This is a genomic window from Thermophilibacter sp. (assembly GCF_966187215.1).
This window is the reverse complement of record NZ_CBIFYV010000057.1, coordinates 1-23,308: the sequence shown is the minus strand read 5'-3', so window position 1 is coordinate 23,308 and position 23,308 is coordinate 1. Positions and strand designations below refer to the sequence as shown.

General features: G+C 67.5%; 17 protein-coding genes. 5 read left to right on the top strand and 12 right to left on the bottom strand.

What is annotated here, in order from left to right; genetic code table 11:
* Positions 1 to 44 precede the first annotated feature (44 nt).
* The gene (gene treP, locus ACWTSU_RS05135) at positions 45 to 2,054 is read right to left on the bottom strand and encodes a PTS system trehalose-specific EIIBC component (protein WP_455138806.1); all 2,010 of its coding nucleotides are present in this window, start codon (positions 2,052 to 2,054) and stop codon (positions 45 to 47) included.
* Positions 2,055 to 2,280: 226 nt separating this feature from the next.
* On the opposite strand from treP, the gene ACWTSU_RS05130 reads away from it, so the two are divergent.
* The 3 genes from ACWTSU_RS05130 (at position 2,281) to ACWTSU_RS05120 (ending at position 4,970) form a co-directional block, all read left to right on the top strand.
* Positions 2,281 to 3,003, top strand: a complete 723-nt coding sequence (locus ACWTSU_RS05130) for a UTRA domain-containing protein (RefSeq protein WP_455138805.1) — start codon at positions 2,281 to 2,283, stop codon at positions 3,001 to 3,003.
* A 185-nt stretch (positions 3,004 to 3,188) separates the two neighbouring features.
* The gene (locus ACWTSU_RS05125) at positions 3,189 to 4,046 is read left to right on the top strand and encodes an alpha/beta hydrolase (RefSeq protein ID WP_455136541.1); all 858 of its coding nucleotides are present in this window, start codon (positions 3,189 to 3,191) and stop codon (positions 4,044 to 4,046) included.
* 51 nt (positions 4,047 to 4,097) lie between these two features.
* A complete protein-coding gene (locus ACWTSU_RS05120; RefSeq protein WP_455138804.1) occupies positions 4,098 to 4,970 on the top strand; it encodes an alpha/beta hydrolase in 873 nt (290 codons plus the stop codon).
* Here the strand turns inward: ACWTSU_RS05120 and ACWTSU_RS05115 are convergent.
* Together ACWTSU_RS05115 and ACWTSU_RS05110 are read right to left on the bottom strand one after the other, a co-directional pair.
* Positions 4,967 to 5,941, bottom strand: coding sequence for a nucleoside hydrolase (locus tag ACWTSU_RS05115; RefSeq protein WP_455138803.1), 975 nt, complete (start codon positions 5,939 to 5,941; stop codon positions 4,967 to 4,969). The two genes, ACWTSU_RS05120 and ACWTSU_RS05115, sit on opposite strands and share 4 nt — an antisense overlap.
* Complete coding sequence (locus ACWTSU_RS05110; protein ID WP_455138802.1) at positions 5,938 to 6,849, bottom strand: ribokinase; 912 nt, start codon at positions 6,847 to 6,849, stop codon at positions 5,938 to 5,940. The genes ACWTSU_RS05115 and ACWTSU_RS05110 overlap by 4 nt, the downstream gene beginning before the upstream one ends.
* Before the next feature lie 174 nt (positions 6,850 to 7,023).
* On the opposite strand from ACWTSU_RS05110, the gene ACWTSU_RS05105 reads away from it, so the two are divergent.
* Together ACWTSU_RS05105 and ACWTSU_RS05100 are read left to right on the top strand one after the other, a co-directional pair.
* Complete coding sequence (locus ACWTSU_RS05105; protein WP_455138801.1) at positions 7,024 to 8,193, top strand: GGDEF domain-containing protein; 1,170 nt, start codon at positions 7,024 to 7,026, stop codon at positions 8,191 to 8,193.
* 64 nt (positions 8,194 to 8,257) lie between these two features.
* Positions 8,258 to 10,129 (top strand): EAL domain-containing protein, encoded by a 1,872-nt coding sequence (locus tag ACWTSU_RS05100; protein WP_455138800.1) that lies wholly within the window; start codon positions 8,258 to 8,260, stop codon positions 10,127 to 10,129.
* 31 nt (positions 10,130 to 10,160) lie between these two features.
* On the opposite strand, the gene ACWTSU_RS05095 is transcribed toward ACWTSU_RS05100, so the two are convergent.
* From ACWTSU_RS05095 to ACWTSU_RS05055, 9 genes are all read right to left on the bottom strand, one after another.
* Positions 10,161 to 12,662, bottom strand: coding sequence for a chemotaxis protein CheB (locus ACWTSU_RS05095; RefSeq protein WP_455138799.1), 2,502 nt, complete (start codon positions 12,660 to 12,662; stop codon positions 10,161 to 10,163).
* A 111-nt stretch (positions 12,663 to 12,773) separates the two neighbouring features.
* On the bottom strand, positions 12,774 to 14,192 hold the full coding sequence (locus tag ACWTSU_RS05090) for a glycosyltransferase family 2 protein (RefSeq protein WP_455138798.1): 1,419 nt from the start codon (positions 14,190 to 14,192) through the stop codon (positions 12,774 to 12,776).
* Positions 14,189 to 15,307 carry a hypothetical protein gene (locus ACWTSU_RS05085; RefSeq protein ID WP_455138797.1) on the bottom strand — a complete coding sequence of 373 codons (1,119 nt, stop codon included), beginning with the start codon at positions 15,305 to 15,307 and terminating at the stop codon, positions 14,189 to 14,191. The genes ACWTSU_RS05090 and ACWTSU_RS05085 overlap by 4 nt, the downstream gene beginning before the upstream one ends.
* Positions 15,304 to 17,547: a hypothetical protein gene (locus ACWTSU_RS05080; protein WP_455138796.1), complete on the bottom strand. Its 2,244-nt coding sequence runs from the start codon at positions 17,545 to 17,547 to the stop codon at positions 15,304 to 15,306. Before ACWTSU_RS05080 ends, ACWTSU_RS05085 begins: the two co-directional genes overlap by 4 nt.
* A gap of 8 nt (positions 17,548 to 17,555) precedes the next feature.
* A complete protein-coding gene (locus ACWTSU_RS05075) occupies positions 17,556 to 19,142 on the bottom strand; it encodes a CotH kinase family protein (protein ID WP_455138795.1) in 1,587 nt (528 codons plus the stop codon).
* A 15-nt stretch (positions 19,143 to 19,157) separates the two neighbouring features.
* Positions 19,158 to 19,841, bottom strand: a complete 684-nt coding sequence (locus ACWTSU_RS05070; protein WP_455138794.1) for a DUF4956 domain-containing protein — start codon at positions 19,839 to 19,841, stop codon at positions 19,158 to 19,160.
* A gap of 16 nt (positions 19,842 to 19,857) precedes the next feature.
* A complete protein-coding gene (locus ACWTSU_RS05065; RefSeq protein ID WP_455138793.1) occupies positions 19,858 to 20,553 on the bottom strand; it encodes a polyphosphate polymerase domain-containing protein in 696 nt (231 codons plus the stop codon).
* Between the two features lie 243 nt (positions 20,554 to 20,796).
* Positions 20,797 to 21,153 (bottom strand): hypothetical protein, encoded by a 357-nt coding sequence (locus ACWTSU_RS05060; protein ID WP_455138792.1) that lies wholly within the window; start codon positions 21,151 to 21,153, stop codon positions 20,797 to 20,799.
* A 279-nt stretch (positions 21,154 to 21,432) separates the two neighbouring features.
* A partial coding sequence (locus tag ACWTSU_RS05055) for an MBG domain-containing protein (RefSeq protein WP_455138791.1) occupies positions 21,433 to 23,308 on the bottom strand: 1,876 nt, incomplete at its 5' end.

The following is a 23,308-nucleotide window of genomic DNA, read 5'->3' as shown; positions in this document are numbered from 1 at the left end:
TTTGAGGGAGGGTGTTGCACGGCTCCCCCCTGTTCCCCGCGGGACTAGGCTCGGTACGTGGCCACGGCGGTCTCCCCCGCCGCGGCGTCCATGCCCGTGGCGAGCGTCATGCCGTCGGCCGCGGAGGCGTCGGTCACGATCACCGCGGTGATAGTGGGGTGCCCGGCGGCGCGGATCCTCTCGGCCGAGAAGGTCATGAGCGGCTGGCCGGCGCGCACGTGCTGACCCTGCTCCACGAGGCACTCGAAGCCGTCGCCGTTCATGTCCACGGTGTCGATGCCCACGTGGATGAGCACCTCGACGCCGTCGTCGAGCGTGAGCCCGATGGCGTGGAACGAGCCGGGCATCGTGGCGGCCACGGTGGCGTCGGCCGGCGCGACCACGGTGTCGGTGCCCTCGGCGGGCTCGATGGCCACGCCGTCGCCCATGGCGCCGCTGGCGAAGACCTGGTCGGGCATGTCCGCGATGGGGTGCACGGCGCCGGTCAGCGGGGCGAGAAGCACGCGGTCGAGCTTCTCGGACGGAGCGGCGGGAGCGGCGGGCGTCGCCGGGGCGGCAGCCTCGGCCGGCGCCGCGGGCTTCTCGCCGCCGGCGGTCAGGCCGCGCTGCGCCGCGTCGAGCTTGCGGGTGCCCACCACGTAGGTCAGCGCGAACGGAATCACGACGGCGATCAGCATGCACACCGCGAAGATGCCCCAGAACTGGAACACGATCGAGAGGATGCCGGGAAGGCCGCCAACGCCGATGGAGACCGCCTGGACGCCGAAGCCGGTGCAGACCATGGCCGCGATGGCGGAGCCCACCATGCCACAGACCAGCGGGAACTTGTACTTGAGGTTCACGCCAAAGAGCGCGGGCTCGGTGACGCCGAGGTAGCACGAGATGCACGCGGGGATGTTGACCTGCTGGGCGCGCTCGTTCTTGCGCTGCAGCACGGACATGGCGAGCACGGCGGAGCCCTGCGCGATGTTGGAGAGCGCGATCATGGGCCACAGGGTGGTGTACTTGTAGAGGCTCACCATCTGCGTGTCGATGGCGTTGGTCATGTGGTGCAGGCCGGTCATCACGAGCGGCGCGTACAGCAGGCCGAAGAGCGCCGCAAAGAGCACGCGGACGTCGGAGCCCAGGCCCCACTGCACCGCGTTGGCGATGGCGTCGCCGATGGCCCAGCCAATCGGCCCGACCACGATGAACGCGATGAACACGGACGGCACGAGCGACATGAACGGGACCACGATCTGGCGCACCACCTCGGGCGTGACGCGGGTCCAGAGCTTCTCGAGGCCCACGAGCACGAAGGCGGCCATGAGCGCGGCGATGACCTGGCCCTGGTAGCCGGTGCCCTGGATCGTGAAGAACCCGAAGTCGTAGGTGTGCGCGGCGATGTCCTCGGCCGTGGCGGTGGCCGCGGAGAAGCCGTTGAGCAGCTGCGGCGAGACGAGCGTGAGGCCCAGGATGATGCCCAGGATCTGGGTGGTGCCCATCTTGCGCGTCACCGACCAGCAGATGCCCACCGGCAGCATGTGGAAGATCGCCTCGCCGATGATCCACAGGAAGTTGTACATGCCGTTCCAGAACGTCCACATGTCGGCGATGGACTGGGTCCCGTGCTCGAGGTCAAAGGCGCCGCTGGCGTCGAAGAAGTTGATCTCGCCGATGATGTTACGGAAGCCGAGGACCAGGCCGCCGCAGATGAGCGCGGGGATGATCGGGGCGAAGATCTCTCCCAGGACGCCCATGACGCGCTGCAGCGGGTTCTGGTTGGCGCCCGCCGCGGCCTTGGCGGCCTCCTTCGAGACGCCCTCGATGCCGCTGACGGCCGTGAACTCATTGTAGAAGTCGGCCACGTCGTTGCCGATGATGACCTGGAACTGGCCGGCCTGCGTGAACGTGCCCTTGGCGCTCGGCAGCTCCTCGATGGCGGCGACGTCGGCCTTGTCCGGGTCCACCAGCACGAAGCGCATGCGCGTCATGCAGTGGGTGACCGCGGAGATGTTCCCCTTCCCGCCCACGAGCTCGAGGAGGCGCTTGGCGTCCTCCGTGTACTTTGCCATGGTTCTCCCTTCCCTGACGATCGATCGTCCCCTGCGCTCAAACGGGCTTCTCGCTGGGCGAGAAACTCATTTGAATAAGTTGGCTACAGTATGGGTCTTACTTATTTGAATAAGTTGACCGTCATGGCGAGCGGTAGAAAATCACGGGTGAGCGGTCGAATGATGGCCCCGTCCCCTTGGGGTAAGCTCATTCAAATAAGGTGAGTCCCTGCGAGAGGGAGGGCACATGAGAGCGCGCTACGACGCCATCTATCGGGACATCCGCGAGAGCATCGAGCAGGGGGCGTATCCCTACCAGTCGTTCCTCCCCTCCGAGGCCGCGCTCACCGAGGCGTTCGGCTGCTCGCACAACACGCTGCGCCGCGCGCTCGGGCTGCTCCGCGACCAGGGCTACGTGCAGCCGGTCCACGGCAAGGGCGTGCGCGTGGTCTACCGGGAGCCCGAGCGCACCACGTTCACCGTGGGCGGCATCGAGTCGTTCCGCGAGGCCGACCTGCGCACGCACCTCAACGCGCGGACCGAGGTCGTGAGCCTGAGGCCGCTCGTGGCCGACGACGACCTGGCCTTCAGGACGGGCTTCGAGCCGGGCTGCGAGCTCACGGCCGTCGAGCGCGTGCGCCGCATCGATGGCGAGGCGCTCATCCTCGACCGCAACCTCTTCCGGACCTCCTCGCTGCCCGGGATCACCGAGGAGGTGGCGCGCACCTCGGTCTACGACTACGCCGAGCACGAGCTGGGCGTCACCATCGCGCTGAGCAAGCGCGCCATCACCGTGGAGCGCGCCGACGCGCGTGACCGGCGCCTGCTCGACCTCGGCGACATCGACTACCTGGCGGTCATCACGAGCCAGACCTTCGACGCGCAGGGCATCCTCATCGAGTGCACGCAGTCGCGCCACCGGCCCGACCATTTCTGCTTCCGCGACACCGCCGTCCGCCACCCCGTCTGAGACACTGGGGACAGGTTCATTTGTCTCATTGCAAAGCTGATGAGACGCCCCAGAGGGGGCGTCTCCCGCCAACGTATAACTCCTGCAATGAGACAAATGAACCTGTCCCCAGTGTCTCACGCGCCGCACGCGCCTGCGTGCTATGCTGGGCGCCGTTCTTCTCCCCCGGCCGCAAGGAGGCTCCCATGGCCCTCATCAGCGTCGACTACTTCTCGTCGTCCCTCATGCGCACCACCACACTCGAGGCGATCCTCCCCTTTGACAACCAGGGCGACGCCCACGCCACCGACTCCGTGATGCGCCACGCCGGCGCCGACCTCACGTCGCAGGAGGCCGCATGGGACTCCCGGCCCTACCCTCCGCGCACGCAGGCGCCGTTCAAGACGCTGTTTTTGCTGCACGGCATCTCGGGCAACCACGCGGACTGGATCTCCGAGAGCCGCATCCGCGCCTGGGCCGAGCAGCGCAACCTCGCCGTCATCATGCCGTCGGGCTACAACGCCTTCTACCTGGACCACGCCGAGACCCACAACTACTACGGCCGCTTCGTGGGCCAGGAGCTCGTGGAGGTGGCGCGCCGCATGTTCCCGCTCTCCACGCGGCGCGAGGACACCTTCATCGGCGGCATCTCGATGGGCGCCTACGGCGCGCTGCGCAACGGCCTCAGGTACTGCGAGACCTTCGGCTCGATCATCGCGCTCTCGCCGGCCATGATCGTGGGCGGCTTTGACCAGGTCTTCTCCGACGACCTGTGGTTCCTCTCGCGCTCGTACCTCGAGTCGACGTTCGGCGACCTCAACGAGGTCATCGGCTCCGACAAGGACCCGGCGCGCCTGGCGGCCGACCTCGTCTACTGCGACCGCCCGCGCCCGCGCGTCTACATGACCTGCGGCAACCAGGACCCGCTCGCCGAGCCCGACCGCGTACTCGCCCAGCGCATGCGCGACGCCGGGCTCGAGGTCACGTATCATGAGATGCAGGGCGGCCACGACTGGGACTTCTGGAACGCCGCCCTGCCGCAGGCGCTCGACTGGCTCCTGTAGTCTCGGGGCGCCGCGGCGCACGCACGACCGCAGCCCACGGGGAGGACGAGAATGGCACTGCTCAGAGTCGACTTCTACTCCCACTACCTCGAGCGCAACGTGGTGCTCACCGTGGTCATCCCCGCCGACAAGATGGACGGGGACAAGCTGGCCAAGAGGCGCCGCGGGCCGTATCGCACGGTCTACCTGCTGCACGGGCTCTTTGGTCGCGACGTCGACTGGATCGACAAGACCCACGTGGTCGAAACCGCCGAGGCGCGCGACATCGCGCTCGTGATGCCCTCCGGCGAGGACGGTCTCTACCTCAACAAGCCCGAGATCAACGAGTGGCACGGCAAGTTCATCAGCGAGGAGCTCGTGGACTTCACGCGACGGCTCTTCCCGCTGTCCGCCAAGCGCGAGGACACCGCGCTGGCCGGCATCTCCATCGGCGCGTACACCGCGCTCATCAACGGGCTTCTCCGCCCGGACCGCTTTGGCAGCATCATCATCCTGTCGGGCGCGTTCATGCGCGACCGCGTGCTGGACGCCGTGCAGTCGCACTCGCCGCGCAAGCGCAAGTACTACGAGCGCTTCTTCGGCGACATTGACACCGTCATCGGCTCCGACAAGGACTACGTGGCGCTCATCGACAAGTTCCGCGAGAACCCCGACCTGCCCAAGCCCAGGTTCTACTCGGCGTGCGGCCTGCACGACAACCTCTGCCAGAACAACCGCGACCTGGTCAAGCTCCTCAAGGACGCCGACTTTGACGTCACCTACTGGGAGCCGGACATCGGCGCGCACGAGTGGCCGTTCTGGAACGCCTGGATCGACTGCGCGCTCGACTGGTACGCGCCGGGCCCGATGCGCCCGTCGTCGGCCGACGTCGACTACTCGGCGCTCACCAAGCTCCGCGCGCCCGACCAGCAACAGCAGGGCTAGGCGGCGGCGAGAAGGGCGCGGCGCACGCGCTCGCGGAACGCGCCCAGGAAGCGCGGGGCGTCCACGGTGAGCGCGACCTCGCAGGTCTTGCGCGCGTCGCGCAGGCGGTCGGGGTCGCAGACCGTGCGGCCGCGCGTGGGGCCCTCCAGGTCCACGCGGAGGTTGGCGGGAAGGCAGCCCACCAGGCTCGGGTCCACGGCGGCCATCACGGCCAGCGGGTCGTGCAGCGCGCACCCTCCCATCAGCGGGTTGTTTGCCTCGTACGTGGCAATGTAGTGGTCGGTCATGTCCGCGAGCGCCCGCGCCGACGGGGTGCCCAGCGCGCGCCAGGCGGCGGTGTCCTCGCGCGTTAGCACGACCTGGTGCGTGACGTCGAGCCCCACCATGCGAGTGAGCAGCCCCGAGCGCAGCACCGCGTCGGCCGCCTCGGGGTCGTTCGCGACGTTGGCCTCGGCGCAGGGCGTCACGTTGCCCGGCAGGGCGAGCGCCCCTCCCATGAACGTCACGCGCGACAGGCCCGTGACCAGCGACGGGTTCGCGCCCAGCGCCCGCGCGAGGTTGGTGAGCGGCCCGGTGGGCACGTAGAGGACGTCGCTGCCGAGGCCCTCCAGAAACGCCGTCGCGTCCGGCGCGTCCGCAGCAGCGGGCTCGGGCAGCTCAACGTCGCCGACGCCGTTCTCGCCGTGGATGCGCCGCACCGGGACGCTCGGCGAGAAGGGCCCCTCCGCGCCGAGCGGGCGGTCCGCGCCGCGGTAGACCGGGACCTCGGGATGGCCGAGAAGCGCGAGAAGGGCGCGGGTGTTGCGCACCGCCGTGTCCATGGTGACGTTGCCGTAGGTGCAGGTCACGGCCGCGAGCTCGACCTCGGGGCTGCCGAGCGCCACCGTGAGTGCGAGCGCGTCGTCGATGCCCGTGTCCAAGTCGAGGACGAGCGGGCGGCGCGCGGCGCCCGTGGCGGCCCCGGCGCTCACTGGGCCGCCTCCACCTCGGCGGCGGTGGGGATGGACGGCTGCGCGCCAAGCCGGCTCACCGCGATGGAGGACGCGACGGTGCCCCAGCGCAGCGACTCCTCGAGCGAGAGGCTGCGCGCCGCGCCGGCGGCGAGGGCACCCACGAGCGTGTCGCCGGCGGCGGTGGTGTCCACCACGCGTGTCTCCCGCGCCGGGACGCGCAGCTCCGTTCCGTCGGGACCAACGGCAAAGGAGCCGGCCGCGCCCAGCGTGATGACGACCGTACCGGCGCCCCGGGCGCGCAGCCAGTCTGCCGCGGCGCGGCACGTCTCGTCGTCCGTGGGCAGCACGCCGCAGATGAGCTGGCACTCGGTCTCGTTGAGGCAGACGAGATCCACGCAGGCCCAGAGGTCGTCGGGCTCAGGACGCACGGGCGCGGGGTTGTGGAGCACGCGCATCCCCAGCGCGTGGGCCGCGCGAAGGGCGGCCTCCGTAGCCGCGGGGTCGCACTCGCCCTGCGTCACGAGAACGTCGCCCCGCTCGCCAATGCGACGCAGGTCAGAGACCACGTCATCGGCCGAAAGCGCGTGGTTGGCGCCCGCCGAGAGCACGATGCGATTCTCGCCCCCCGAGCGCAGGATCACCGCCACGCCCGTGGGGACGTCCTGCAGGCGGCGGACCAGCGAGCAGTCCGCGCCGGCCGCCTCGAGCCCGGCCACCAGCTCATCACCGAAGGGGTCGGTGCCCACGGCCGCGACCATGCGCACGTCCGCGCCCAGGCGCGCGGCGGCAACCGCCTGGTTGGCGCCCTTGCCGCCCGCCGCCGTGACGAAGCCCGAGCCCGCGAGCGTCTCACCCGCCGCGGGCATGCGCGGGGCCTCCACGGACAGGTCCATGTTCATGCTTCCGAAGACGATGACCTTGGGCATGGGTCCTCCTCGCGGGCGGTTTGGTCTCTTTCACCCATGGTAGCGCGCCGGTCGGTCGGAATTTCGCGCACTCGACGAGCGAGAAGGACCCCGCGCTCACGGGGCCCCTTTCCCGGCACATCCGAGCATGTGCGATAATGCGGGAGGGGGAACATCTGAGCTCGAGGGATGACCATGATGACGCCCGTGCGTACCATCTCACGACACTTGGCGCGGAATCGCGCCTACCTGAGCGGGGACAGGGACGAGATAGCCTCTGCCAACCTGCGCTTCCTGCGCCTTGCGTCAACCGCCGCCACGATCTTCATCGCCCTGCTCATGGCCTTTGCCCACGTCGTGATCGACTCGTGGCGCCCCTCCGCCATCCACCTCACGTTCCTTCCCGCGAGCGCCGCCTTCTGCGCGCTCGTCTGGATCCTTGGGCCCAGGGTCAGCCGGCGCTGGGTCTCGGCGCTGTGCGCTGTGTTCGAGGCGGGGCTCTACGCCTTCGTCATCCTGCTCGACACCGTGAGCAACCCGGAGGCGCCGAGCAGCTTCACCCAGCTCGTCTGCGTTGCCCTGCCGTCGCTGTTCGTGCTGCCCGACGCGCTCACCTATGGCCTCCTGCTCGCGTCCGAGGCCGTCTACCTCGCCCTCGTCGTCACGATCAAGGACCCGTTCGTCGCGCAGTACGACCTCTTCGAGCTCGCCACGGGCCTGCTCTTCTCGGTGGTCGTCTCCGTGCTCATCGCGAGCTACCGGCTGCACGCCTACGACGTGTCCTCGCGCTACGAGCGCCTCAGCAAGCGCGACACGCTCTCGTCCCTCTACAACAAGCGCGCGTTCACCGAGAAGGTGGAGCAGTACCTCACCGAGCACGGGCCCGCCGTGACGTGCTCGCTCGCCTTCATCGACCTCGACGACTTCAAGTCGCTCAACGACACGCTCGGCCATCCCCTCGGCGACCAGGTCCTCACCGAGATGGGCCGGCTGCTCCGGGAGCAGTTCCGCCCGAGCGACATCATCGGGCGCTTCGGGGGTGACGAGTTTCTCGTCCTCGTGGACGGGCTCGCCGACCCCGCGCCTCTGCTCCGACGCATCGACCACGTGCGCGAGCTCTTCCGCGCCTGCTGCCGGAGCAAGGCGGGGGCGACCTGTGACTTCAGCGCCGGCGTGGTCTGCGTGCCGGGCATGGCGGCGAGCCTCGAGGCGCTGCTCCTCCAGACGGACGCGGCCCTCTATCGCGCGAAGCACGACGGGCGCGGGACCACCCATGCCGAGATCTTTGACCCGAGCGCCACCGGCCCGGCGACCCCCGGCGCCAGCCGCGGGGCCGCCGGGGAGACACCCCCCCCCGAGCCATAATCGAACCCATTGCTAGAAGGCTTAAGGCCGCGCCCCTGCTGGGGCGCATGAGAAGAGGTGATAGGTGAGCACGAGAAGCGACCATAGCACGCGAGGGCCCGTCGGCGAGCCCGTGGCGCAGCGCTGCCCGGACGGTGGCACGGACGGCGAGAAGGGCACGAGCCTCGCCGCGTCCGACGTCGACCTTCTCCCTCCGCGGGAGCTGCGCGCCTTCGCTCGCATCGCGTCGGCGATGCTCGACGCGGAGTCGCCGCGACAGGCGGTCGGCGCCGCGCTCGGCGACCTGGGCAACTACTATGGCGCCCGTCGCGTCTACGTGGTCATGGCGACCTCCGACGACAACCTGATGTCCATCCCCTTCGAGTGGGTCGACTCGGCTAGCACGAGCATCAGGGGCCGCTTCTCCGGCGCCCCCATCTCGCGCTTCCCGTTCATCATGCGCAACGTCGACGCCCCGGAGCCGGTCTTCGTCTCCAAGCCGCGCCTCCCCATGCCGCACGGGGACCATGGGCGGGCGGGAGAGACATGGCGCTTCTGCATCGTTCCCGTGTCGCACACCAACGAGCGCTCGCTCGCGCTCTGCGTGGACGACCCCGCGCGCAACTACGAGAGTTGGGGCCTCGCCCGCTGCGTCGCCGCGCACGCGCTCCGTGAGTGGCGCCTCCCCTCCCGCGCGCCGCGGCGCGAGCCCCCCGACGCACCCGACGGCCTCGGGGGCATGCCCGGGCTGCGCGAGCTCGAGCGCGCCATGAGCGAGGGGGGCTCCGGGGCATGGAGCTCGCTGGGCGCGCTCGTCGTGAGCGTGGCGGAGGTGGGCGCGCTCGTCTCCAGGCGGGGCTTCTCGCATGCCCTGGCGCTCTACGAGGCGATCAGGCGAACCCTCGAGCAGGACTTTGGCGCGAGCTCGGTCTTCCGCACGGCGGACGCGGAGTTCGTGGCACTCGCCCCCAACTCCTCCTACCAGTTCTTCGTCCGGCGCTGCGCGAGGTCCCGGGCCGCGCTCGTGGCCGAGCACGCCGGCGAGGCGCGGTTCGGAAGCGCGTGGGCCGACAGGGCGAGCGACGCGTGGAACGTGGTCGACGAGGCGCGCGTCATCGCGGCGCACGACGTCGGCGCCGCGCCGCCCGACGCGTCCGACGAGAGGCCGCTGGGCATAGACGAGCTGCCGACGCGCGTCCCCGCACGCGACCAGGCCGTCGAGCGGCGGTTTACGGTCTATCTCCAGCCCAAGATCGACATGCGCAGCGGGAGGCTCGTGGGCGCCGAGGCACTCGCGCGCGTGGTGGGCGAGGACGGGAGCGCCGGCTCGCCCACCCATGAGATCGACCGCCTGGAGGAGAGCGGCGAGATCAGCAAGCTGGACTACTTCGTGTTCGACCGCACCCTCGCGCTCATGAGCTCGTGGGCGCGCCGACGGCTCGCCGCGCTCCCCGTCTCGACCAACTTCTCGCGCGCCACGCTCGTGAACCCGACCTCGCTCGCGTCGGTCCTCGCGATCATGAGCCGCTATCCCGGCGTCCCCGCCGAGCTGACCGAGATGGAGGTCACCGAGACCGCCATCGACCTCGGGGGCACGACGCTCACCGAGCTCGTGGAGCGCTTCCGCGCGCTCGGGATGCGCGTCGCCCTCGACGACTTCGGCTCGCACTACTCCAGCGTCTCGGTGCTCGCCAACGTGCCGTTTGACACCGTGAAGCTGGACCGCAGCCTCGTGAGCGGCGTGCCCGGCAACGACGTCAGCTGCGCGTTCGTGCGCGGCATAGCACAGATCTGCGCCGACCGGAACATGACCTGCGTCGCCGAGGGGGTCGAGACGCCCGAGCAGGCGCGCGCCCTTGTCGCCGAGGGTTGCGCGGTCTGCCAGGGCTTCTACTACGACAAGCCCATGCCCCCCGAGCTCTTCGAGGAGAAGTACCTGCGGCGCGGCCGCCGCTAGCGCGGGCGGCCCCGCAGGCCCGGCGAGCGGGCTAGCGCGGGGCGCCGAGACTGTCGATTATGGTGATGACCAGGCCCTTGATGCTGTTCTCGGTGGTGCGGTACGGAGCGATGCGCAGCGTGTAGCACTTGCCGCTGAGCGCCACCACCTCGCGGTCGATGGGCGCCAGGTCCTTGAGGACCTGCTCGGCGTCGGCCACGATGTCCTCGTGCGGGAAGCTGTGCGCAAAGATCTGGATCGGACGGCCCACGTCGTGGTTCATGAGCTGGAACTCGCGGCCCACGTACTCCGTGAACTTGCGTATGTTGAAGTTCTCGTCGATGAACAGGATGCCGATCATCGTGGACGAGAGGAAGTTGGAGAGGTCGTTGGTGGTCATCGTGAGCTCGTCGACCTTCTGCTGGTACTCGGTGTTGACGGTGTAGAGCTCCTCGTTCACCGACTGCAGCTCCTCGTTCGAGCTCTGCAGCTCCTCGTTGGCCGTGAGCAGCTCCTCATTGGCGGCCTGCAGCTCCTCGTTGACGGTCTCGAGCTCGCCGATCGTGGACTGGAGGTTGTTCTGGGAGTCGCGCAGCTCGGCCTCGAGGTCGGCGATGCGCCGGGCGGTGGTCTCGTTGATGTCGTACTTCTCGACCACGCCGTCGGCGGGAATCGCGCGCGTCTCGCGGAAGAGCACCGCGGTGAGCTGGGCCTCGACGCTGGCCGGCATGGTGACGGGTGCCACCACGAGGTCGATCACGCGGGGCCCGGAGGGCGTCTGCACACTGATGTCCTCGTAGGTCACCGTGACGTTCTCGGCCCGGCAGCGCGAGAGGGCCGTGGACGCGGCCAGGGCCAGGTCGTGGTTGATGATCGTGAAGAGGTTGAACGTGGCGCGTCCGGGCGCGATGCTCACGTAGTCGAGGTAGTTGCCAAAGAAGTGGATGACGTCGTTCGCCTCGTTGACCATCACGGACGCCGGCAGGAACTGCTCGAGGTACCGCGTGTAGAGCGACTCAAGCCCGTAGCCGTTGGACGGGCGCTTCTCCACGTGCGCCTGTCGGGGCATCACGGCCTGCACCGAGGGCAGGTTGAACGTGGTGGGGACGGGGCTCTCCATCTTGCCCGCGCCGTTGTGCACGTAGATCTTCTCGGTGGAGCACGCCGGCTGGAACACGTCGGGGTACTCGTTGGCCGTCTCGCTCTTGCCCAGGAAGAGGTAGCCGCCGTTCTTGAGCGCGGTGTGGAAGATGGCGAAGAGGCTGCGCTGCAGCACCGGCTGGAAGTAAATCATGACGTTACGGCAGCTGATGAGGTCGAGCTTGCCGAAGGGCGGGTCGGAGAGCATGTTGTGCGGCGCGAAGATCACCATCTGGCGGATGTCCTTGACGATGTGGTAGGTGTCGTCGCGCCGGACGAAGAAGCGCGCGAGGCGCTCCGGCGTCACGTCCTCCATGATGCTCTCCGAGAAGACGCCCTTGCCGGCCTTCTCGATGGCACGCACGTCGATGTCGGTGGCGAAGATCTTGACGTCGCGCCTGACCTGGAGCTCGTCGAGCACCTCCTTGAACAGGATGGCGATGGAGTAGGCCTCCTCGCCCGTCGAGCAACCCGCGCTCCAGACGCGAATCGGGTCCCCGTCGGAGCCGGCGCTCACGATGCTGCGGATCACCTTGTTCTTGAGGACCTCGAAGAACGGCGCGTCGCGGAAGAAGCTCGTCACGCCGATGAGGATCTCCTTGGTGAGGACGTCCGTCTCGTCGGGCGAGGCCTCGAGCTTGTCGGCGTACTCGGCGAGCGACGAGGCGTGCGTCACCATGAGGCGCCGCTCGATGCGACGCACGATGGTCGAGCGCTTGTAGTGCGTGAAGTCGATGCCGCTGCGCTGCTTGAGCGCCTGGTAGATGCGCGAGAGGCTGTCCTCGTCGCTGAACAGCCGCTCGCCCTCGTGCTCGATCACGTCGAGGTGGTAGCGGGTGAAGTTGATGATCTCCTCGCCGATCTTCTCGGGCGGCAGGACCCAGTCGACCAGCCCGGTCGAGATGGCGCTCTTGGGCATGCCGTCGAACTTGGCGCTCTCGGGCCTTTGGACGATGGTGAGGCCCCCGGCGTCCTTGACGGCGCGGATGCCGCTCGTGCCGTCGGTGCCCGTGCCGGACAGGACCACGGCGATGGCGCGCTCGCGGTACTCCTCGGCGAGCGACGTGAAGAAGATGTCGATGGGGTGGTTGAGCACCGTGTGGTCGTAGTCGGCCAGGTGCAGCCGGCCGTCGGACACGGTGAGGTTCTTCTTGGGCGGTATGAGGTAGACGGTGTTGGGTTCAATCTCGGTGTCGCGCTCGATCTGCGTCACGCGCATGTCGGTGTGCTTGCCCAGGATCTCCGCCATGAGGCTGCGATGGTCGGGCGAGAGGTGCTGGACCACCACGAACCCCAGGCCGGAGGTGGCGGGCAGCGCCTGGAACAGATCCTGCAGCGCCTCCACGCCGCCGGCCGAGGCGCCAATCCCCACCACGAACGGGGCCACAAGCTCCCGAGGTTCCTCGCTGGTCATGGGACCGCCCCCTTCGTCGTTGGACCGCTGCCCGCCCCCCATGGGCGATTGGCGGATGTTTGATATTGTACGCCCTCCCCTGTTTTTTGCGCGACGCGGGCGACGGGCGGCTCAGTCGCCATCGAGCGAGGTGCGCGCCACCTTGTCCCACGTCCCGCGGCGCCTTCGGTATCCCACGAGCGCGAGCATCCGCGTCACCGCCAACACGAAGCGCATCACCGTGACCTCGAACAGCGAGAGGAGCACCGCGCGGAGCGCGTCCTCGAGGGTCAGGCGCAGGTCGCGCGTCTGCGCGCGCGTGAAGAAGGCCGTGAGCGACATGACCGCGCCGAACAGCGCGTAGACGAGGAAGAAGACCACCATGAACGGAACGTTGATGAAGTTGAACGCAAACGCGACCGCGACCGTGGCCAGGCCGAACAGCTCGATCATCGGCGAGAGCAGCTCGTAGATCAGAAAGTACGTGTAGGAGAGCACCGCCACCGGGCCGTAGCGCAGGTTGGCGAAGAGGCGCCCGTGCTTGCGCATGCACTCATACAGGCCCGTGTGCCAGCGCCTCCGCTGACGGAGCAGGTCGCCCATGGTCTCGGGGGCCTGGCTCCAGCACACCGCGTCGGGCGCGTAGCGAATCCGGTAGGGGATCTGGTTGCCGCGGCAGAACACGTGCAGGCGGGTGACGAGCTCCATGTCCTCCCCCACCGTGTTGGGGTCGTAGCCTCCCGCTGCCACGACGACGTCCTTGCGAAAGAGCCCAAACGCTCCCGAGATGATGAGGTTCCCGTTGAACTGGTCGAGCAGGATGCGCGCCGAGAGAAACGACCGGTCGTACTCCAGGACCTGCATCGCGGGAATCATCCGTCGCGGCAGCGAGTAGCCCTGCGCCCGGCCGTCCCGTATCGTGACCCCGTTGGCGGGGCGCACGAGCCCGCCGACCGCCACCACGGTGTCGTCCTCGATCACGGGCGCCACGATCTCGCGCAGCGAGTCCCGCTGCAGGACGGAGTCCGCGTCCATGCACACAAAGTAGGGAAAGCGCGACACGTTGATTCCCACGTTGAGTGCGTCCGACTTTCCGCCGTTCTCCTTGCGCACCAGCGTGACCGGCACGCCGACTGCCCCGACGCGTCCCATCCAGACCTCGCGCACGGGACGCGTGCCCAGCACGCTGCGGATGGGGCGCTGGATCCTCGTGAGCCCAAAGGCCTCGATGAGGCGCTCGGCAGTGGCGTCGGTCGAGCCGTCGTCCACGACGATGACCTCGTAGAGCGAGTAGTCGAGCGTCAGGAGCGACCTCACCGAGCTGACGATGGTCACCGACTCGTTGTGCGCGGGCACGATGACGCTCACCGGCACGAAGCAGTCGCGTGCCACATGGGCGCGGTAGCGCTCCTCCCTCTTCCGCTGGTTGAGGACCGAGGCGCCCACGGCGACCGAGAGGAACAGAAAGGTGGCGTATCCGATCAGGTAGAGGATGAAGAACCCGCCCACTGCCCACAGGAACGCCTGGACGAACGCCGCTACTGGACTCACAGGATGCCCTCCTCGACCTGCCACCGGTAGCGCAGCATGTCGCGCGCATAGCGATCCGGACCCTCGAGCACGTCGGCAAGGTCATCCTCGAGCGAGAGGCCGAGCTCGTAGAGGCTGCGGGCGGCGTTGAAGCGAACCTGGTAGACTGGGCTGCTCAGGCACCCCTTGAGGGCCCGCACCGTGTCGGCGCCCGGGTAGGACGCCAGCGCCGTGGCGGCCACGGCGGCGAACTCCCACTCCCCGGTGCCGGAGCGGGCGAAGGCCGCGAGGGGCTTGGCCACCGGCATCCAGACGTTGCTCCTGAAAAAGCGGATGCAGGCGAGGCGGACCTCCCGGTCCTCGTGCTCGTCGCTCATGACGTCGCGCACCAGGCGCCACCGGTCGCGCCGCGCGTTGCCGCCGACCCCGTAGCGCCCCACGTGCGCGAGGCGCAGGTAGCTGAGGACGCACAGCTTCCCATAGGTGGGGAGCCCGGGAAAGGCTCCGAGGAGCGCGCTGGCCAGCTCGTCGCGATCGCCCCGGTAGTCCAGAAGCGCCTCGGAGGCGAGGCGACGGCTGTGCACCAGACCCGTGGCCCCCAGGTCCCGAAGGCCGTGGACGATGTCGTTCGGGCTGCCGAGCCCCACGATTGCCTCGAACGCGTTGAGGCGCGCGTGGACCGCCGGCGCCGACAGCTGCCCGCGCAGGTACGTCATGAGCGCCTCGGACGGCGCGTCCGCGCGATACCAGCGACGCGCGAGGTAGGAGGCAAAGGCGCTCCTGAGCACGTTTCCCTGGGGCGCGCGCAGCGCGAGGTGGTCGAAGACCGGGGCGAGCCGCGCGAGGTAGCGCTCGCGCAAGCCGGGGTCCTCTCGTCCCAGGGCCTCCATCACGCGGTCGAACGACTCCATCCCCGACAGCGTTCGCAGGCGGCGCTCGACCCTGGCCAGGTGCCCCTCGGAGGGACCCTCCTCCATGCTCCGGGCGACCTCCTCCTCGAACCGCTCGGCCTCCCGGCCCGCCCACCGGGCGAGCAGGCGTTCATAGAGGCGCCCCCAGACGCTGGACGCGATGTTGAAGGCGATCACCAGAATAGACACGGACCCGTAGAACCAGACTATGAGCTGGGCGATCATGCCGCATCACCCAACCGCTCCCCCGCCTGCGCGCGGGCGCGCTCGCGAGCCTCCGCGAGCTCGGGCGAGCCGTCGGCAAGGAGGGCGTCGGCGCTCACGTCCTCGCCCCAGAGCTGCTGCATGATGAAGTAGCTCTCCTTGAGGCGCTCGTGGTAGGTGACGTGCGTGCCCCAGCCCTCGAGCGGCTGCTCGAGCAGGCTGATCGTGTCCGACCCGTCGCCCACGCCCACGTACATCCGCTCAATGCCCGTGAACTCGACGCCCCAGTGCTCGTAGTAGTCGTCGTGGATCTGCATCTCCGATGGGTTCCCAAAGTTGAGAAGCTGCCACGGCAGCCTGATCTCAACGAGACCGTCCCCGTAGCAGAAGTCGGCGAGCGAGTCGAAGCCCTCGTGCGCCGGGTTGCCGTCGCCGTAGCGGAGCGCCCCGGTCTCGTAGGAGAGGTAATAGTAGTCCCCGTCAACGAACTGGGCGCCGTCCGCCGCCTCGACGGCCGTGTAGTCGCTCAGGTTCTGCAGGAGCAGCTGGATGGGCACGAACTCGGGGCTGTCCCTCTCGGGCGGGTTGACGTAGGGGTCCTCGCCCGTGGCAGAGCGCAGGAACATCGCGCGAAACGCGCTGTAGCGCGCCTGGACCAGCACGCGGCTGCCCTCTCGCCCGTCCAGGACCACCAGGAAGTCGGCGGCGCGGTCAAAGGACAGCGCGGGATCGGCGCAGGTGGTCGACCCGCTCTTCTGCGTGGTGTCGATGGGCAGATAGAGCCTTCCTCCCTCGCCCACGTCCTCGCCCCTCACCATGAGGTACACGTACTTCTCGTCGTACCTGACGGAGAGCTCGCGCCCGTCGGCGGTGCCGATGACGTCGTCCGCGGACCACTCCTCGTCGTCGCCGTCCACATAGCACGCCGAGCGCTCCTCGCCCGGGTCAAACGCGAGAAGCCCGAAGTACTGCTCGTTGGTCTGGGCGTCGCTCCAATAGGGCGTCTTGAGCAGGTCGACGTAGGCCATCGTGTTCCAGGTGCGCTTGAGCCACTCATCCTGCCAGGAGAAGAGTATCGAGCCCGCGCAGCCCGCCTCACGAATGTCGCGGTAGCACTGGACCAGGGCCTCTCCCTGCTCGGACTCGCTCATGTTGCCCTGGTTGCGCCCCGTGTTGGCGTCCACCTGGGCCATCCCGCGTCCCGTCGAGACACCGAACTCCGCTATGACCACGGGCACCGTGTGATGCTCGTTGAGGAGCCGGAGGTACGTGTAGTACGTGTTCACGTTGCCGTGCGGGTCGGTCTGCGACCAGTACTCCTCGATGTGGCGCAGGTAGTCGGGGTAGTAGGGGTACACGTGATAGGAGGCAAAGGTGCCCGAGAGCACCTTGTCGCTGAGGACGATGTGCTCCACGTCCACGCTCTCGTACTTGTCGAAATAGGACTCGATGCCACCGGTGTAGTCAAACGGGTCGGTCGTGGCCCAGTTGCTGAACGCGACGAGGCGCTGCTCGCCGTAGCGCTCCGACTCGTACTGGAAGGCGCGGTCGCCCACGCGGGCGAGCATCGCCTCAAAGGGCGAGGCGTCTGCGGTGGTCGACAGGTATTCTCCCTGGTAGCTTGCCTGGTCATCGCACTCGGCGTCGGTATAGGCAACGGTCGGCGCCTCCCACTCTACGCCGAGGATGTACCCGATGACCCAGGGCGAGACGTCCCAGGTGTAGCTCCCGCTGCCGGAGAGGTCACCCAGCTCGAGCATCTTGTTGCCGTGGATGACGTCGATCATGGTGACCGTGTCGTCAATGAAGCGGTCGAGGTACTCGGGGTCGTACGCGCTCATGTGGGAGTTCTGCACGTAGTCCTCTATCCAGACGCCGTGGAGCACGTAGAGCGGGTCGGGGTTGTCCGCGTTGTACTCGTGCAGCGCCTCGTAGAAGGCCGGGCCCTGGAGGATGTAGACGCGGATGGTGTTGGCCCCCATCTGCTTGATGTCGTCGAACCAGCGCAGGTAGGTCTGCTTGTCGATGGCGTAGTCCGTCGCAAAGTGGCCGGGAATCCCCACGCCGAGGTTCACGCCGCGAATCTCGAACTCCTCGTAGCCGCTCCCTTGGTCGAGGTAGATGGACTTGCCCTCCTGCCGCACGAAGGTCGAGACCTCACCCGAATGCCCGCCCAGGTAGACTCCCTCGACATAGAACGCGTAGGTCAGACCCAGGGCCGCAAGAAGCAGGACCGCGCACGCGATGATGTAGCGCCTCATGCCGCCTCCTAGTGGTTGTAGCGCTTGTTCGCCGACTCGTGGCTGTACTGGCGCAGGTTCTCGATGTTGCGGTCGAGCCACCCACCGCGGCCGGTGATGAATGTCTTGATGTCATCGACGGCCTCCTCGAAGGAGGCGGGATTGCGCTCCACGGGATTCAGGCGGTTGTCCGCGTCCATGCTCCCCGCGTCAAAGGAGTACCCCCACACCGCGTAGTTTCGGTCGACCGCGGGACCCAGATAGGCCACCGTCTCGTCAACGAACGACGTGAGGTACTCGTCCGAGAGGACTCCCTCGCGCAGCTCCCGATAGCGCTCGATCGTCCGCTCCACGAACGCCTCGTCCTTGAAGAGCATGAAGTAGACGGGCTGACCCGGCATGAAGAAGCCGAGCCCGAGCTGGCTCTCGTCGGAGTAGTTGTCAAAGGCGTTGTTGAAGTCCCACACGGGGCCCGCGCACAAGAGTCCGCGCACGTCCCGATAGAAGTAGGTGGAGTAGCTCCCGGCGTCGAGGTTGGCGGAGAACTCGTTGATGATCGCGTAGTCGACAAACGTGTCCACGTCGAGATGCTCCTCGTAGGAGTAGGGCTCGGTGTCATAGTCGTAGGAGTACAGGCACTTCTCGATGTAGTTGAGGTCGGAGGCGATCCAGGCGCGCTGGTCGTCCGTGATCGTCCGCGTCCCCGGGTAGACGATCTCGATCGGCGCGTAGCGCGAGACGGCGATGTCATAGAGCAGGTCGTCCATCGAGCCCGGGCTCGTGGGGTCGTACCAGTCGCGGCGCACGATGTAGCTCGTCGCGGCGCTGCCCCGGTCCGACTCCGTGAGCGGGAGGCGGTCGGGTCCCTCCTCGACGCTCTCCATGAGCAGGTAGAGGCCCTGGTACTCGCCGTTCACAAAGAGCTCGCAGAAGCGCACGTCGGGGGCGTAGTCCATGATCTGTCCGGCCACGTTCATACCCAGGTAGTTGCGTATGAGCGTCTTGTCGAGAAAGGGCCCGTGCAGGACCCAGCTCGACTCGGCGCCCATGCCGAGGACGTCGAGGTCGTTGCTCGTCTCACGGTCCTCGAGGGTGAACTTGACCCGATAGCCCTTCTTGTCGAAGTGCCGGGACGAGTTGCCCCGGTAGCGAATCTCCGCGCGCGTGGTGATGGCAGGCTCGTCGGTCAGGCGGTTGGCCGAGCCGTCGGTGGCGTAGAGCGAGAAGCCCGCGGATATGGTCTCGCGGCCGTCCGCGGCGAGGGTGTGCTCGGCCGGCGTGCGGCGGACGTCGGGAGCGTCGCCGTCAAGATAGACCTCCGACCCCTCCTCCGACGAGGCTGTGCCCTCTATGGGCGCGCCCGGGATCTCCTGACCGCCCGTGTCTATGGAGACCACGGGCAGGTGCGACGCAAAGGTCTGCGGATCGGTGCTGAGCGACGACGCGGCCGCCTGGTCCTCGGCCGAGAGATCGGAGAGCTGGGTGGCCCGCTCGTGCTGAATGTAGCGGTCGGAACCCTGCCGCTCGCCCTCGACTCGCCCCAGGGCGAGCTGCCCCAGAACCGCCGCCGCGACCACCGCGACGCAGGCGAGAAGCGCGATGACCCGGTTCCTCATGGTGCGCCCCTCACGCTAGCTGCCGATCTCGTCGTTCTGGGCGACGACGTTCACGTACTCGATGTCGCCGAGCGCGTAGAGCTTCTCCGTGATGGGGACGCCCGCCGCCTGCTGGGCGCGATCGAGGTCGCGACGCGAGACCTCGTAGATGAACTCGACGGACGACTCGGTCGTGTTCTTCACGCGAAGGCTCGCGCGGGCAGAGAGGTAATCGTAGACGGCGCCCTCGACGGCGAGCTCGCGGGCGCGGGCCGAGCGGATCACGATGAGCGTCCGGACGTCGTTGCGGATGCGGCCGAGCACCAGCATGAGCAGGAACACCGCCGCGCTCCCCACGGCCGCGGCGAGAAACTGGCTCACGCCGCAGCAGATGCCGCAGATGATGGCCCAGAAGATGTAGGTGGTGTCGCGCGCGTCCTTGATGGCCGTGCGAAAGCGCACGATGGAGAGCGCGCCGACCATGCCAAGCGAGAGGGCCACGTTGGAGCCGATGACCATCATCACGGTGCCCGTGAGCACGGTGAGCGTCACGAGGTTGACGTTGAACTTCTGCGAGTAGATGGTCCCCGCATGCGAGATCCAGTAGGAGAGGAAGATGACGAGACCCAGAATGGCCGACATGAGCACCCGCAGCGCGGCGTCCTCGAGCCCCACGACCGAGGTCGATCCCTGGAGAAGCTGATAGAGTTCCTGCTTCACGTTCCTTCCCCCAAACCTAGAACTGATATCCCATGGTCACGTCCCTGCTCAGCGCGTACTTGCTCACCGAGATCTCGCGCTTCTCGGCCGCGTTGAGCTGGTCCTTGATGTAGCTCAGAAGAAACCCGTTGTACTTGACTTCCAGCACGACGCTGAAGGGGTCGAGCACCGGGTGCAGGCACAGCCCCGGGTCAAAGACGTCGAGGCTGGCCTCGGTCGAGCGGATCTCGCCGTCAAAGGTCACGCGCGTGCGCAGCTCGCGGGCGACGAACGCGCGGCGGCGGTACTCCACCACCGAGACCGGCCGGTAGCCGTTGATGCGGATGAGGCCGTAGAGCTCGCGCGCAAAGGGCTCGGGACGGGCGAGCATCCATGAGGGGTTGCCCTCGATCAGGCTCTCCGCCTCGGCGCGGGAGCAGGGAAGCGAGCGCTTGAGCTGGTTCTCGCCGTCCTTCTGCTTGACCTCCAGAAGCGCGCGGGCGGAGGACGGGTCATAGACGCGCAGCCGGACCTTGCGCCGGGGATTGGTGCCCATGAGCTTCTCGGCGAAGTCGCGCGAGTGGAGGGTGTCGAAGTAGAGGGAGCGCACCCGATAGCCGAGGGGTCCGTTGTGCTCGTCCTCGCGCAGCACGGCGCGCAGACGGCCCTGCAGCCACGACGACGTGGCCAGGTCCACGAGAAACTTGCGCTCCTGTCTGAGTACCCGACGCATGCATGTCACTCCTCCGAGCGGCGCGACAGGCCTGTGCGCCGCATTCACGCACCCTTCATGATAGTGAAATGTGGGCCCCAGTATATTTTTGGAAGACGGGGGTAATCCGCGAGCGAAGTTGTTGGGTTCAACCAGGCATGGCGATGGGGCGGGGGACTTTGCCGCGTGCGCGATGCAGGCGGCGCACACAAAAACGGGCCGCCGGGCTTCTCGCCCGACGGCCCGGGGGACACGCCCGAGACCCTACTCCTCGCGCGTCACGGCACCCTGGTCCACCGAGGATACCGTCCGGTACCAGCTCGCCAGCTGGGTGCCGTTCTCGCCGTAGCGGGGCTGGGCCTCGATCACGCCCTCCCGGCGCAGGCCCAGTAGGCAGCGGTCGATGGTCTTGACGTTGCGCCCGGTCATCTCGGCGAGCTGGCGTTTTGAGCACTCGACGCCCCCGTGCAGCAGCGTCTCGCCGGCGATGTAGCGCAGCAGGACCATCTGCGTCTTGGTGAAGCGATGCTTCTTGGGGCCGCGCCTGTGTGGGGAGCTCGCGGCCTGCGCCGTCTCCGTTGCGCCCTCTGCCTGCTCAAACGAGTCGTTCGCCCCGCTCACGCGCCAACCTCCCGACATTCCCGCAATCCCAAAACGTAGACTTTTTGGTACTGGGGCGTCAGGGGTGCCGGCGGATGTTCGCAGAGCGTCCGAGCTGGCATTTGTTTGATCGCAACGCCCTCTGCGGGGCGGGGCCAGAAAGTCTACCTTCTGCTACACCCCCGGGTACGAAATTGACGAGAATTACAATCTTTTTTTCGCCCGAAGACAACGGGAGCCCCGCCTCCCACAAGGGAGACGGGGCTCGCTCAGGGTCTTGCCGCGCTCAGCGCGTGAACCTTACTGCTCCTTGCGGCGGCGCCTGTTGACCTCGAGCGCCGCTGCCACCACGGCCACTCCGCCGATGGCGAGAAGCACCGGAGCCACGTTGTCCGTGGCGTCGCCCGTCTTGGGCATCGGGGCCTCCGTGGTGACCTCAACGGTCTCATCGGTCTTCTTGTCGTCGACCGGTGTGACGTCATCCTTGCCGTTGGCGGCCGCCGTGATGGTCAGCGTGCCGGGGACGACGGTGAGCGCGTAGTTGGCGGCCAGGAAGCCGTCGCCGTCGACCAGCTGGAAGGTGCCCTGCGTGACCGCGTACGTGCCCGGGGCCTCGCCGCTCTCGCGGACGAAGTAGCCCTGCCAGTACGGCGTCTCGTAGAAGGCGCCCTCGTCATAGGTGGACGAGAAGCTCGGGTCGGCCTCGCCGGCGACCTTGGTCTGGTCGTCGATGGTGAGGGTCACGGGCTTGGGCAGGATCTGGTAGGTCCTGGTGACCGTGCCGGCGTAGTTGCCCTTGCCGGTGATGGTAACGGTAATCTGGCCGGTCACGTTCGTGCGGTCGTCGGTGGAGTAGGAGACGGTGTAGTCCGTGCCCTCCTCAAGGACGGTGCCGTTGGGATCGGTAACCGTGGGCTTCCAGGTCTGGTCCTCGGAGTTGTAGATCTTGTCCTCCGGGTAGTTCACCTCGGCGCCGGTGTAGACGGGCTTGGTCGGATCGCTGGGATCGGGATCCGTCGGGTCATCCGGGTTGATGGACTGCGGCGTGACCGTCAGGGTGCCCAGGTTCTCGGCGACCGTGTAGTTGGACTGCTTGGCCGTACCGTTCCAGTCAATCGCGTAGGTGTTGGTCGAGCTGCCAACCTCGGTCTGTGACCCAGTGGTCGTGAAGGTGTAGGTCTCGCCCTCGACGAAGCCCTCGGCCTTGCCCTCGGCAGTCAGTGCGCTGCCGTCGTAGACCTTGGTGCCACTCGGCGTGGTCACCGTGACGGTACGCGGAGTCACCTGAACGGTCGCGCTCACCACGGGGGAGTCCTCGTAGTTGGGGTTAGTGGCCTTCACGTAGATGGTCAGGCTGCCAACGTCGGTGAGGCTGGGCTTCTCCTCGGACCAAGTCTGCTGGTCAAGTGAGTACTGCAGCTTGGAGTTCCCCTTGGAGGCGCTGGCCTCGATGGTGATCGGCTCGCCGTCATAGACCTTGGTGCGTCCATCGGCCGCAGTCGTGATGGTCACCACGTTGCCGCCGGAGCGGACAATCTCGAAGTCGCCCTTTTCCACTCTGTAGGTGTAGTTCGGGTTGAGGTTATCCACCGAGGCGTTGAGCACCTCAGGATACTTGCCCGCATCACCCGTTTCAGCGTTGTCGCGGGTATAGCTGATGTTGCCCAAGGTATCGACACTGCCCGTCTCCACGTTGGTGAAGAGCGGACCACGTTCATCGTTGTCGAGCACGACAGAGCCGGTGAACTCAGGGTCGTCCTCTTCATAGGCCTTTGAGCTGTCGTCCACCACAATAACCGCGGCAGCAGGGTTGATCTCAAAGTGCTTCTCAACCGTACCCTTGTAGTTACCGGTGCCGGTGATGATAACGGTGGCGTAATTATCCTCGCCCGGCGTGGCGTTCACGTTGTTCTTGTAGTCAACCGTGTAGTCAGCGTTGAGCTCAAGCTCTTTGCCCTCGCTATCCGTGACCTTGACCTTAGGCGTCTGGTAGTTGCCGTTGTAGGTCTGATCCTCGGGCTCGGAAATCTTAACGCCAAGGTACTCAGGATCGGGGTTGTCGTCCGGGCCGGGATTAATGGTTTGGGCCGTGATCGTGCCCGTGGCGGCCACGGACGAGATCGTGTAGTTGTTGGCGTCCGCGCCGGAGAGGGACGAGGCGAGCTCGCCGCCACCC